This is a genomic window from Pseudomonas sp. NPDC089547 (assembly GCF_050280665.1).
GTDB lineage: Bacteria > Pseudomonadota > Gammaproteobacteria > Pseudomonadales > Pseudomonadaceae > Aquipseudomonas.
The window spans coordinates 28,899-41,234 of record NZ_JBNNVS010000017.1 but is presented as its reverse complement, the minus strand read 5'-3'; the positions used below and the strand labels follow the sequence as shown (position 1 = coordinate 41,234).

Here is a 12,336-nt window from a genome sequence, read left to right as displayed (position 1 = left end):
GAAACCCGTCTCGGTTTGAGGTGCTGTCTTCAATGGCAGTTGTGCACGGGAGGCCGTATGGCCTACCGGGTTGCCTCTCACCGGTTTTCCACCCCGTGTACAACTGCCACCCTTCGCGTGGAAACGGACGGTTGCAGTACAACCTAGAGAGCTTACTGCAATGAAAAAGATCGTCCCCGATCCACCCCTCCCAAACACCACCCAGCGCCCCTTCAGCCGCTGCGATGCCGGCCATCCCCCATTGTTCACAGTAAACCCGGGCGTCTCCGCCCACGATGCCCTGGTACATGTCGCCCAGTACCTGCGCGGTGCCTACGACTGCGGCTACAAAGCCTTGGAGCATCTGGATGACACAGGCAAAAGCCTGTTCTGGAGCAACCTGAATGCACTCGAAATGGCAGAAGGGTTGGTTGAGGCATTGCTGGATGGGATTGAGTCACAGCCCATAAGTTAAAGCGCTTTGCATCAGACCTGAGCAGGCTGCTGTGACTGGCCTGCTCAGCCTCAATATAGGAAACACCCTACAAAGCGCGTCCCTCCCCGTCTGATTGTTCAAGAAAACTCTGCTCTCTAGGCTCACTTGGCCGCCACCGCATCAGCGACATCCATCGCAGCCAGGTATCTCATTGAGCCCCAACCACTCCATCGCGAAAGTCACCGAGAGCAAAAGCCAGAACAATTGGGTGGACGAGAAACTGCCAGACCTCAAAACGCTTGCGCGTGAACTGCGCGCCCAGGCTATCGAAGAACTCGCTTCTGCCGACTCACATGACGCCGCAATTGAACTGGCTGCACAGCACCTGGGCTTGAGCAGAGAAGATGCCAGCCGGGTAATCGTCAAAAGCCCAATGGGCGACATCCTGATTCGGCGTAGCTGTATCCATCACATTGTCGAAAAGCGACAGGACGCCCGGGAACGCTATGTCAAAGTCGCCCTGGATACGCTGATCGGACCATTTGAAGTGTGGCAGGTGGCATACACCAATAACACCAACAGGCTTGCCTTTATAGGCGTCTACGAGACCAAGCGGCAGATGCTGGTGGTCGTAACACTCGACAAAGGCAAAATGCTGTGGAATTTCATGCAGTGCGATGCAAAAGCTCTGAACAAGCATCGCCACGGGAAGCTGCTCTACAAGCGGTACACATTTCTACCGAGCAAAGAAAAGGGCCACTGTTACCAGTGGCCCTGTAAGCATGCTTGATATTCATATACACACCCTCAAGCCGGGGTGTGGAGGTCTCACCCGACGCTGATGATTCAGCCATCGACGGGGTTCCTACGCCAACTGTTGCCGCTGAATGGCAGCTGGTTTCGCGCTCAACTGAGACGCTAACAACACTCTCGCATCAAGTCAACGATCGCTCTCAGTGGAATTCAACCATCAGGTTACCTGGTGTTACCTACCCGAAGTCAGCGCGTTATAGCTGGTCATCAGGTTGCGATAATCCGGAATGTGGTTCGAGCACAGCGCCGCCAGCCCTTCGACATCGTTGCGCCAGTCGCGGTGCAGCTCGCAGGCCACGCCGAACCAGGTCATCAGCTGGGCACCCGCCTGGCTCATGCGGTCATGGGCAGCATCACGGGTCATTTCATTGAAGGTGCCGGACGCATCGGTCACCACGAACACATCGAACTCTTCTTCCAGCGCCGCCAGGGCCGGGAAGGCAACACACACTTCAGTCACCACACCAGCAATGATCAGCTGCTTCTTGCCAGTGGCCTTCACCGCCTTGACGAAGTCTTCGTTGTCCCAGGCATTGATCTGGCCAGGGCGAGCGATGTACGGCGCATCCGGGAACAGCGCTTTCAGCTCGGGCACCAGCGGGCCGTTGGGGCCTTGTTCGAAGCTGGTGGTGAGGATGGTCGGCAGGTTGAAGAACTTGGCCAGGTCAGCCAGGGCCAGCACGTTGTTCTTGAACTTGTCCGGCTCGATGTCACGCACCAGCGACAGCAGGCCAGCCTGGTGGTCGACCAGCAGTACGGCAGCGTCGTCTTTGTTCAGGCGGTTGTATTTGAAGTTGGCCATGGTCTGTGCTCCTAAGGGTTATGAAGTTTTCAGCAATTCGGGGTGTTTCGCGTTGATGGGCACAGATTAAAATCATCACCTTTGCTGCACTAGACTGCGAAAACCGTCCTTAGCGTTCCGTTTGGAGAACGATCATTGGAAGACCTCAACTCCCTCTACTACTTCACCCAAGTAGTCGAGCACGGCGGCTTCGCCCCGGCCGGGCGGGCGCTGGACATGCCCAAGTCAAAGCTCAGCCGGCGCATCGCCGACCTTGAGGACCGCCTGGGCGTGCGCCTGCTGCACCGCACCAGCCGGCACTGCTCGCTGACCGAGATCGGCCAGGCCTACTACAACCGCTGCCTGGCCATGCGCGTGGAGGCCGAGGGCGCGGCGGAGATCATTGAGCGCAACCGCAGCGAGCCACGCGGGCTGGTGCGTATCAGTTGCCCTACCACCCTGCTCAACTCCTGGGTCGGGCCGATGCTGACCCGCTACATGCTCAAGTACCCGCAGGTGGAGCTGTTCATCGAAAGTACCAACCGCCGCGTCGACCTGCTGCACGAGGGCTTCGACATTGCGCTGCGAGTGCGCTTTCCGCCGCTGGAAAACACCGACATGGTGATGAAGGTGCTGAGCAACAGCACCCAGTGCCTGGTCGGCCAGCCGCAGTACCTGGACCAACTGCCCAAGGGCTTCGATCCGCAACTGCTCGGCACGTTGCCGAGCCTGCATTGGGGCAGCGCCCAGCGCGAGTACCAGTGGGAGCTGTTCCAGGGTGAGGACAGCAGCCGCAGCATCGTCATCCCGCATACACCGCGCATGGTGACCGACGACCTGTTTGCCTTGCGCCATTTCGTGGTGGCTGGGGTGGGGATTGCGCATTTGCCGCGGGTGGCGGTGCGCGAAGACCTGGCATCGGGGCGGTTGGTGGAACTGATTCCGGACTGGCACCCGCGGTGCGGCATCGTGCATGCGATCTTCCCCTCGCGGCGCGGGTTGCTGCCGTCGGTGCGGGCGTTGATCGATCATCTGGCCGAGGAATTTGCGATCAGCGACATGGCCTAAATGGGTAGCTGCCTGCTCCGGCCCTTTCGCGGGTGAACCCGCGAAAGGGCCGGGACAGGCAAAGCCCGTTAAAGCACACACATACAAGACCCCTGACCTACCCTTCATCCACAGTCCCGGATCATCCACCCCGGAGCCCCCATGATCCGCGCCACTCACGGACCAGGCCGCGCCCTGCTCGCCACCCTCGCCCTCTGCCCCGCACTCAGCCAGGCCGAGGAACCCGGCTGGTCGCTGCTCAGCCGCAACTACTTCCTGCACAGCGACTTCCGCACACCTTCCGGCAGTGGCCAGAACTACCGCCAGGAATGGGCCCAGGGCTTCATCGGCGAGGTGCGCTCAGGCTTTACCGAAGGCACCGTGGGCGTAGGCATCGACGCCCATGGCTTTCTAGGCCTGAAGCTCGACGGCGGCCGCGGCCATGCCGGCACTGGCCTGCTGCCACGCGACAGCGATGGCCGCGCCGAATCCGACTACTCAAGCGCTGGCGCCGCACTGAAACTGCGCCTGGGCAACACCCAGTTGCGCTACGGCGAAATGAACGTGGAAACCCCGGTGTTCGATACCGGCGACAAACGCCTGCACCCGGAATACGCCACCGGCTGGTTCGTGGAGAACACCGACCTGCCCGACTGGCGCCTGCAAGCCGGGCGTTTCACCGCCTTCAACAACCAGGACAACAGCTCCACCCACGACGACTTCAGCGGCTATGGCGCCACCACCCGCAACCGAGCCATCAGCCTGGCCGGCGCCACGTTCGCGCCCGCTGGCCCGTTCGGCGGCGCGCTGTACGCCGGGCAACTGCAAGACACCTGGCGCCAGGCCTACCTGAACCTGAACCTGGCCGAAGGCAACTGGCGCCTGGACGGCAACCTGTACAGCACCCGCGACACCGGCAACGCCAGCGCCGGTGCAATCGACACCCTCGCCTACAGCCTGCTGGCCAAGTACAGCTTCGGCGCCCAGGCGCTGAGCCTGGCCTACCAGAAAGTCGAGGGCGACACCCCGTTCGACTTCGTCGGCGGCGATTCCATCTACCTGGCCAACTCGATCAAGTACGCCGACTTCAACGGCCCCGGTGAGCGCTCGTGGCAACTGCGCTACGACCTCAACTTCGCCACACTCGGCGTCCCCGGCCTGAGCCTGATGGGCCGCTACGTCAGCGGCCGGGGCATCGATGGCAGCCATGCCCCGGCGAACGGCGCCTATGTGAACCAGTACGGCAACGGCGGCAAACACTGGGAGCGCGACATCGACCTGAAATACGTGGTGCAGTCAGGTGCCGCCAAGGACCTGAGCCTGTCGTTCTCCCACGTCAGCCACCGCGCCAACCAGGCCCAGGCCGGCGATGACATCGACCGCATCTACCTGATCATCGAATACCCACTCAAAGGCAGCTTCTGACATGAGCACATCCCCTTCAGGCGCCTGGAGCCCGTTGCGCAACACCACCTTCCGCATGCTGTGGATCGCCACCATCGCCTCCAACATCGGCACCTGGATGCACGAAGTTGGCGCCGGCTGGCTGATGACCACGCTGTCGGCCAGCCCGCTGCACGTGGCGCTGATCCAGGTGGCCGGATCATTGCCGATGTTCTTCCTGGCCTTGCCGGCAGGTGCGGCGGCGGACATCGTCGACAAGCGCCGCTACCTGTTGCTGGTGCAACTGTGGATGTCTGCCGTGGCCGTGGTGCTGGCGGCGCTGACCCTGCTCGGGCTGATGAACGTGACCCTGCTGCTGGTGCTGACCCTGGCGCTGGGCATCGGTACGGCGTTGATGATGCCGGCCTGGAGTGCGCTGACGCCGGAACTGGTGGGCAAGGAAGACCTGGCCAACGCGGTGGCCATTTCCAGTGTCGGCATCAATGTGTCCCGCGCCATTGGCCCGGCCCTGGCTGGCGTGGTGGTGAGCCTGGTTGGCCCGTGGCTGACCTTTGCCCTGAACGCGGTTTCGTTCGCCGGGGTGATCCTGGTGCTGTTCCTGTGGAAACGCGAAGTGAAAGAACCGCTGCTGCCAGCGGAACGATTTGTCGGTGCCATGCGTACCGGGCTGCGTTTCGCACGCAGTGCCAAACCCTTGCAGGCCGTGCTGTTGCGAGCGTTGGCGTTTTTCTTCTGCGCCAGCGCTGGCACCTCGCTGCTGCCCTTGATCGTGCGCGGTGAAATGCACGGTACCGCTGCCGACTTCGGCCTGCTGCTGGCGGCCATCGGCATCGGCGCGGTGGCCGGCGCGACCTTGCTGCCGCGCCTGCGTGAACGCATCAGCCGCGACCGCCTGGTGATGCTGGCCAGCCTGCTGTATGCCCTGTTCCTGCTGGCCCTGGCACTGGTGCGCAATTTCTACGTGCTGATGCCAGCGATGCTGCTCAGTGGTGCGGCGTGGATTGCCGTGCTGTCGAATTTGCAGGTGGCAGCGCAGACCTCGGTACCGGCCTGGGTAAGGGCGCGGGCGCTGTCGGTGTACATCCTGATCTTCTTCGGCGCCATGGCCTGTGGCGGCTTGCTGTGGGGTACGGTTGCCAGCCATGTATCGATCACTCTCAGCCTGCTGTTTGCCGCAGGTGGCCTGGCATTGGGCACCTTGCTGACCTGCAAGGTGACGCTGCCGGAAACCGAGGCTGAAGAGCTGACGCCGTCGCTGCACTGGCCGGTGCCGGTGCTGAGCGATGACATGGACAAGGAAAGCGGACCGGTGATGGTGACCGTGGAGTACCACATCGACCCGGCCAAGGCCGAAGCATTCCAGTTGGCGGCGCGGGAGCTGGAGGCCATGCGCAAACGTAATGGCGCATTGTCGTGGGGGTTGATGCGCGACAGTGCCGACCCGACGGTGTGGCTGGAGTTCTTCTTTGAAGAGTCGTGGCTGGAGCATTTGCGGCATCACCATCGAGTGACGCGCGGCGAGCTGAAGATCGAGGCGCGGGTGCGGATGCTGCAGACCGATGGGGTTGCGGTGAAGATTCGGCATCTGTTGGCTGGCGGGGAGCATAAGGCTCACCACTGAATGCCACAGGACTGATGCGCGCCCTTTGTAGGAGCGGCCTTGTGTCGCGAAAGGGCTGCGCAGCAGCCCCGGCAATTTCTGCTGTGTCGCTAATACCATGGGGCTGCTGCGCAGCCCTTTCGCGACACAAGGCCGCTCCTACAGGGGAATGCGCAATCCTGACAGACAAAAAAGGGGCCAGCAATTGGCCCCTTCTTTGTATCAGCTCAGCTTAGAACGCAAAGCACGAGCAACCCAGCGACCCCCAGAAGCCCTGGAAGTCACTCACCGGCACACTCGATTTGCGCGCCTTGTCATGGCTGTGCGCATGCACCCCGCACGGCCCCGAGCACTGGTGCACGGCTGCTGCCAGCGACGGTGTACCCACACGCCAGTGCCCCGGCACCTTGGCCACCGGCGACCACTCCGGCAGCACCGGCACCTGTGGTGGGCCGAGGCGATCGAACTCACCCGCCGCATACACCACCTTGCCATCGACAATGGTCAGCACCGACTCGATGCCCTTGATCGCCTCTTCATCAACGCTGAAGAAGTCCAGCGACAGCGCCGCCAGGTCAGCCAGCTGGCCCACCTTGATCTGGCCTTTCTTGCCCTGCTCGCTGGAGAACCACGCGCTGCCCTGGGTGAACAGTTGCAGTGCGGTATCGCGGCTCAGCCCTTCGGGGTACAGCTCCATGCCGCCCACGGTCTTGCCGCTGACCAGCCAGTACAGGGAGGTCCATGGGTTGTAGCTGGACACACGGGTAGCATCGGTACCGGCACCAACCGGCACGCCCATGTCGAGCATGCGCTTGATCGGTGGGGTCTGCTCGGCGGCCTTGGCGCCGTAGCGATCAACAAAATACTCGCCCTGGAAGGCCATACGGTCCTGTACGGCGATACCACCGCCCAGGGCGCGCACGCGCTCGATGTTCTGCGGGGTGATGGTTTCGGCATGGTCGAAGAACCACGGCAGGCCGTTGAACGGGATGTCGCGGTTGACCTTCTCGAACACGTCGAGCATGCGCGTGATCGATTCGTTGTAGGTAGCGTGCAGGCGGAACGGCCAGCGCTGCTCGACCAGGTGGCGCACCACCGGCTCCAGCTCTTCTTCCATGGTCTGCGGCAGGTCCGGGCGCGGTTCGAGGAAGTCCTCGAAGTCGGCGGCGGAGAACACCAGCATTTCGCCGGCGCCGTTGTGGCGCAGGAAGTCGGTGCCGCTGTGCAGCTTGACGCTGGAGGTCCACTTCTTGAAGTCGTCCAGCTCTTCCTTGGGCTTCTGGGTGAACAGGTTGTAGGCAATGCGCACGGTCAGCTGGTTGTTGTCGGCCAGCTCCTGGATCACCGAGTAGTCGTCGGGGAAGTTCTGGTAGCCGCCGCCAGCGTCGATGGCACTGGTCAGGCCCAGGCGGTTGAGCTCACGCATGAACTGGCGGGTGGAGTTGACCTGGTATTCCAGCGGCAGCTTCGGCCCTTTGGCCAGTGTGGCGTAGAGGATCATCGCGTTCGGGCGGGCAATCAGCATGCCCGTCGGGTTACCGAACTTGTCACGCTGAATCTCGCCACCCGGCGGGTTCGGGGTGCTCTTGTCGTAGCCGACAGCCTTGAGCGCGGCGCGGTTGAGCAATGCGCGGTCGTAGAGGTGCAACAGGAACACCGGGGTATCGGGTGCAGCCTGGTTGATTTCTTCCAGGGTCGGCATGCGTTTTTCGGCGAACTGGAACTCGTTCCAGCCACCCACCACACGCACCCACTGCGGGGTCGGCGTGCGTGCAGCCTGGTCCTTGAGCATGCGCAGGGCATCGGCCACCGACGGCACGCCTTCCCAACGCAGCTCCAGGTTGTAGTTCAGGCCACCGCGGATCAGGTGCAGGTGCGAGTCGTTCAGGCCGGGGATGACCGTGCGCTGCTTGAGGTCGACGATTTGCGTGGTGGCGCCCTTGTGGGCCATGGCCTCGGCGTCGTTGCCCACGGCGATGAAGCGGCCGTCCTTGATGGCGACGGCGGTAGCGGTGGGCTTTTCGCGGTCAACGGTGTGCAGTTTGCCGTTGAACAGAATCAGGTCGGCGGTCATGGAACCTCCTTGGGTGGATGCGTGAGCGGAACCGGCTTGGCCGGTGAAAGGCAATGCAGACCAGAGCGCACCGGCAGCACCGAGCACGGTGCTGGTGGCGAGGAACTGGCGACGGGTCTTGTCGTTGCGGTCCTGGGACATGGGGTTCTCCGTCTCTAGGTGCGGCGGCGGCAGGCGCAACTGCGAAGCATGCCGGTTGGTGCAGTGCCAGGGCTTGGATGGATGTGCGGTGGGTTGTAGAAGGTTAGCCCTGATCAGGTTTTGTGTTGCCTGGGCCGGCCTCTTCGCGGGCTCGCCCGCTCCCACAGGGAAATCACAGGTTTCGAGTGCTGTGCAGTACCTGTGGGAGCGGGCGAGCCCGCGAATGCCTCCCACAGTTACTGCTGGAGAAACGCCAGCAAATCCTCATTAAGCTGCTGCGCATGGGTCACCGCAAACCCGTGCGGCGCCCCGGCATACACCTTCAGCTCGGCCCCACGAATCAGTTCCGCCGCCTGCTTGCCAGTGGTCTCGAACGGCACGATCTGGTCGTCATCACCATGAATCACCAGCGTCGGCACATCGACCTTGGCCATGTCCGGGCGGAAGTCGGTTTCGGAGAACGCCGTCACGCAATCCAGGGTGCCCTTGATCGAGGCCATCAGCGCAATGTTCAGGGTCTGGGCCTGCACGCCCTGGGACACTTTCTGCCCATGGTTGATGCCATAGAACGGCGCGGCGAAATCGGCGATGAACTGGGCGCGGTCGGCACGCAGGCCGGCGCGGATACCTTCGAACACCGACAGGTCGACGCCCTCGGGGTTGTCGTCACGCTTGCCGAATACCGGCGTCACTGCCCCCAGCAGCACCAGCCCGGCGACCCGCTCGCTGCCGTGGCGGGCGATGTAGCGGCTGACGTCACCGCCACCCATGGAGAAGCCCACCAGGGTCACGTCGCGCAGGTCGAGGTGCTCGATCAGCTGGGCAATGTCATCGGCAAAGGTGTCGTAGTCGTAACCGTTCCACGGCTGGCTCGAACGCCCAAAGCCCCGGCGGTCGAAGGCGATGGCGCGGTAGCCGCGGCTGGCCAGGAACTCCATCTGCGAATCCCACATGTCGGCATCCAGCGGCCAGCCGTGGCTGAACAGCACGGGCTTGCCGCTGCCCCAGTCCTTGAAATAGATCGAAGTGCCATCACGGGTAACGAAGGTGCTCATAACGGTATCTCCTTGAAAGTGTCGAGGTGAAGGCGTGGCTCAGCCGCGCAGCCAGTTGGCGCAGCGGCGGGTGACCCAAGGCATGATGTAGAACACCACGGGCAGGATGACGAACAGGTTGACGATGAGGTTGCCGGTGATCGGGCCGCCCAGCTGCGGGAAGCGAGCGAACAGCGGCGCCAGCAGTTGCGGAATGATCATGGTCATCGGGCAGATCACCAGGTAGGTCAGCAGCGCCTGCTTCCAGCGCGGCGGTTGCGCGGCCGGGGTGCCCGGGGTGCTATCAAGAACCTGGTGTTGCAGGCATACGGTCACCACTTCGCGGTTGTCTTGGAGTGCGGTGTTCATCGGCGTTCCTTGGGATGAGCTTGCCCGCATCCACTGTGCAACGGTGAACGGGCGGAGGATTGGATGGGTGTGCTGCCCTTGGCGGGCACCGACTGGCGGCGCCCGCGGCGGTTGGGCTTACTTGTTGGCGTTGAAGGCGTTGTAGCTGGTCATCAGGTTGCGGTAGTCCGGGATGTGGTTGGAGCACAGCGCGGCCAGGCCTTCGATGTCGTTGCGCCAGTCGCGGTGCAGCTCACAGGCCACGCCGAACCAGGTCATCAGTTGGGCACCGGCGCGGCTCATGCGGTCGTGGGCAGCGTCGCGGGTCATGGCGTTGAAGGTGCCGGAGGCATCGGTGACCACGAACACATCAAACTCTTCTTCCAGGGCCGCCAAGGCCGGGAAGGCAACGCACACTTCGGTGACCACGCCGGCGATGATCAGCTGCTTCTTGCCGGTGGCTTTCACCGCCTTGACGAAGTCTTCGTTGTCCCAGGCGTTGATCTGGCCTGGGCGGGCGATGTAGGGGGCGTCCGGGAACAGTTGTTTAAGTTCCGGTACCAGCGGGCCGTTGGGGCCTTGCTCGAAGCTGGTGGTGAGGATGGTTGGCAGGTTGAAGAACTTGGCCAGGTCAGCCAGGGCCAGCACGTTGTTCTTGAACGCGTCTGGTTCGATGTCGCGGACCAGCGACAGCAGGCCAGCCTGGTGGTCGACCAGCAGTACGGCGGCGTCGTCTTTGTTCAGGCGGTTGTATTTGAAGTTGTTCATGGGGGTAGCTCCTAAGGGTTTTGATTTTCAGTAAGTTGGGTGTTTCGCGTTGATGGGAGAAGATTAAAACCATCACCTTTGGAGCGGTAGATAGTGGTTTTTGGCTTTAGCGTTCTGTTTCAGGAACGATGGATTGGCGTTGGATTTGCTGGACCGGATTTGTGCATAACCTGAGGCATACGCAATCCCTGTAGGAGCGGCCTTGTGTCGCGAAAGGGCTGCAAAGCAGCCCCGGCAATTTGTGCGTCTTCGCTGAAACCCTGGGGCTGCTCTGCAGCCCTTTCGCGACACAAGGCCGCTCCTACAACTGGGCCTAGGGAGTGGCTGCCCACGGCGCAGGCTCCCATTGCCTGCAACAGCAACCTGCTCTATTACTACCCACAGCCCTCCCCTCACCCCCGAGACCACCATGCTGGCGTTCATCCAGTCGTCCCCGTTGTTGCTCGGTACCGCCCTGATCCTGCTCGACCTCGTGCTCTGGCAAGTCATCCCTCTCCAGCGCCGTGCCTGGCACATCGGCACGCGGCTGGTCATATTCCTGCTGTTCAGCTCGGTGCTGGTAGCCGCCGGCATGAGCCCGCTGCAACCGCCACCCTGGCCCGACGATGTCTCGCGCAACCTGATGGCCACCGTGCTGAGCATCGGCTGGTGGCTGTTCGGCGCACGCACGGTCACGGTGGTGTTCGGCCTGCTGCTGGTGGCCCGTGGCAGCCATGGCGGGCGGTTGTTGCAGGATGTGCTGGGGGCGTTGATCTTCCTGGCCGCCGTGGTGGCTGCCGCAGGCTATGTGTTGCAGTTGCCGGTGAAAGGCCTGCTGGCGACATCGGGGGTAATGGCCATCGTCATCGGCCTGGCGTTGCAGAGCACCCTGGCCGATGTGTTCAGCGGCATCATCCTGAACACCACGCGGCCGTACCAGATTGGCGACTCGATCTCTATCGACGGCACCGAAGGAAAGGTGCTGGAAATCGACTGGCGCGCCACGCGCCTGTTGACCGGCACCGGCAGCCTGGCGGTAATCCCCAACTCGGTGGCGGCCAAGGCCCGGCTGCTCAACCACAGCCGCCCGGCCGATGTGCATGGGGTGTCCATCAGCGTGGTGGTGCCGGCCAAGGTGCGGCCCAAACGGGTATTCGATGCACTGGAAAAAGCCTTGCAGGGCGTCAGCGCCATTCTTGCCACGCCCAAACCGAAGGTGACGGTAAAGGCTTCAACGCTGGAGTCCGTGGAGTACGAGGCCAGTGGTTTCGTAGCGGACGCGGGCGTAAAGGGCGATGCGCGCAACCAGTTGTTCGACCTTGCCCATCGGCACCTGGAGGCCAGCGGGGTGATGTGGAACGTCGACCTGGCCATACCACCGCGCAGCCGCCAGCGCGAGGTACTGGACGAAGTGCGGGTGTTCCGCTCGTTGAGCGCCGAGGAGCGCGATGCGCTCAGCCAGCGCATGACCGCCGTGGAGTACCTGGCGGATCAGGTGATTCTGGAGGTGGGCGAGCATTCCGAGCATTTGCTGGTGATTGGCAGCGGCGTGGTCTCGGCGTCGGTGCGCGATGGCGACAAGCTGCTGGAAGCCGGGCGCATGGGGCCGGGCGAGGTGCTGGGGATCGAGGGGATCATCGATGAGGATGACTCGTTTGCCGAATTCCGGACATTGACCAGTTGCGTGCTGTACCGGATCGATAAGGAGCAGGTGAAGAGTTGCCTGGTGCAGCGTGGCGATGTGCAGACGGCGCTGAGCAAGTTGCAGCGGTTCCGGCGCCAGAGCCGGGAATCGTTGTTGCTGCAGAAGCCGGCCTTGATCAAGAAGGGCGGCTTCCTTAGCTGGTTGCACAAGTAAGCCTGTACTGGCCTCTTCGCGGGCTCGCCCGCTCCCACAGGGATCGCGTAATGTCGACATCCTGCGCGGTACCT

The 12,336-nt window shown here is 62.7% G+C and carries 11 protein-coding genes; 6 read left to right on the top strand and 5 right to left on the bottom strand.

The window, feature by feature from the left end:
• Nucleotides 1–160: 160 nt before the first annotated feature.
• Nucleotides 161–454: a hypothetical protein gene (locus ACQKPZ_RS14040; RefSeq protein ID WP_427538980.1), complete on the top strand. Its 294-nt coding sequence runs from the start codon at nucleotides 161–163 to the stop codon at nucleotides 452–454.
• A 172-nt stretch (nucleotides 455–626) separates the two neighbouring features.
• Nucleotides 627–1,205, top strand: coding sequence for a PBECR2 nuclease fold domain-containing protein (locus tag ACQKPZ_RS14035; RefSeq protein ID WP_391130720.1), 579 nt, complete (start codon nucleotides 627–629; stop codon nucleotides 1,203–1,205).
• Nucleotides 1,206–1,400: 195 nt separating this feature from the next.
• On the opposite strand, the gene ycaC (ACQKPZ_RS14030) is transcribed toward ACQKPZ_RS14035, so the two are convergent.
• The gene (gene ycaC, locus ACQKPZ_RS14030) at nucleotides 1,401–2,030 is read right to left on the bottom strand and encodes an isochorismate family cysteine hydrolase YcaC (protein WP_427538977.1); all 630 of its coding nucleotides are present in this window, start codon (nucleotides 2,028–2,030) and stop codon (nucleotides 1,401–1,403) included.
• A 135-nt stretch (nucleotides 2,031–2,165) separates the two neighbouring features.
• Here ycaC (ACQKPZ_RS14030) and ACQKPZ_RS14025 point away from each other — a divergent pair, with 135 nt between their 5' ends.
• The 3 genes from ACQKPZ_RS14025 to ACQKPZ_RS14015 all read left to right on the top strand — a co-directional run bounded on the left by ACQKPZ_RS14025 (nucleotide 2,166) and on the right by ACQKPZ_RS14015 (nucleotide 6,081).
• Nucleotides 2,166–3,077, top strand: a complete 912-nt coding sequence (locus tag ACQKPZ_RS14025; RefSeq protein ID WP_391130726.1) for a LysR substrate-binding domain-containing protein — start codon at nucleotides 2,166–2,168, stop codon at nucleotides 3,075–3,077.
• A gap of 141 nt (nucleotides 3,078–3,218) precedes the next feature.
• On the top strand, nucleotides 3,219–4,481 hold the full coding sequence (locus tag ACQKPZ_RS14020) for an OprD family porin (RefSeq protein ID WP_427538974.1): 1,263 nt from the start codon (nucleotides 3,219–3,221) through the stop codon (nucleotides 4,479–4,481).
• A gap of 1 nt (nucleotide 4,482) precedes the next feature.
• The gene (locus ACQKPZ_RS14015; RefSeq protein WP_427538971.1) at nucleotides 4,483–6,081 is read left to right on the top strand and encodes an MFS transporter; all 1,599 of its coding nucleotides are present in this window, start codon (nucleotides 4,483–4,485) and stop codon (nucleotides 6,079–6,081) included.
• 211 nt (nucleotides 6,082–6,292) lie between these two features.
• Here ACQKPZ_RS14015 and ACQKPZ_RS14010 read toward each other — a convergent pair whose 3' ends face one another.
• The 4 genes from ACQKPZ_RS14010 to ycaC (ACQKPZ_RS13995) all read right to left on the bottom strand — a co-directional run bounded on the left by ACQKPZ_RS14010 (nucleotide 6,293) and on the right by ycaC (ACQKPZ_RS13995) (nucleotide 10,425).
• Nucleotides 6,293–8,134 carry an amidohydrolase gene (locus ACQKPZ_RS14010; RefSeq protein ID WP_427539110.1) on the bottom strand — a complete coding sequence of 614 codons (1,842 nt, stop codon included), beginning with the start codon at nucleotides 8,132–8,134 and terminating at the stop codon, nucleotides 6,293–6,295.
• A 377-nt stretch (nucleotides 8,135–8,511) separates the two neighbouring features.
• Nucleotides 8,512–9,330 carry an alpha/beta fold hydrolase gene (locus ACQKPZ_RS14005; RefSeq protein WP_427538968.1) on the bottom strand — a complete coding sequence of 273 codons (819 nt, stop codon included), beginning with the start codon at nucleotides 9,328–9,330 and terminating at the stop codon, nucleotides 8,512–8,514.
• Between the two features lie 39 nt (nucleotides 9,331–9,369).
• Nucleotides 9,370–9,678 carry a hypothetical protein gene (locus ACQKPZ_RS14000; protein WP_427538965.1) on the bottom strand — a complete coding sequence of 103 codons (309 nt, stop codon included), beginning with the start codon at nucleotides 9,676–9,678 and terminating at the stop codon, nucleotides 9,370–9,372.
• A gap of 117 nt (nucleotides 9,679–9,795) precedes the next feature.
• A complete protein-coding gene (gene ycaC, locus ACQKPZ_RS13995) occupies nucleotides 9,796–10,425 on the bottom strand; it encodes an isochorismate family cysteine hydrolase YcaC (RefSeq protein WP_427538962.1) in 630 nt (209 codons plus the stop codon).
• A 409-nt stretch (nucleotides 10,426–10,834) separates the two neighbouring features.
• Here ycaC (ACQKPZ_RS13995) and ACQKPZ_RS13990 point away from each other — a divergent pair, with 409 nt between their 5' ends.
• Nucleotides 10,835–12,262: a mechanosensitive ion channel domain-containing protein gene (locus tag ACQKPZ_RS13990; protein ID WP_427538958.1), complete on the top strand. Its 1,428-nt coding sequence runs from the start codon at nucleotides 10,835–10,837 to the stop codon at nucleotides 12,260–12,262.
• Nucleotides 12,263–12,336 lie beyond the last annotated feature (74 nt).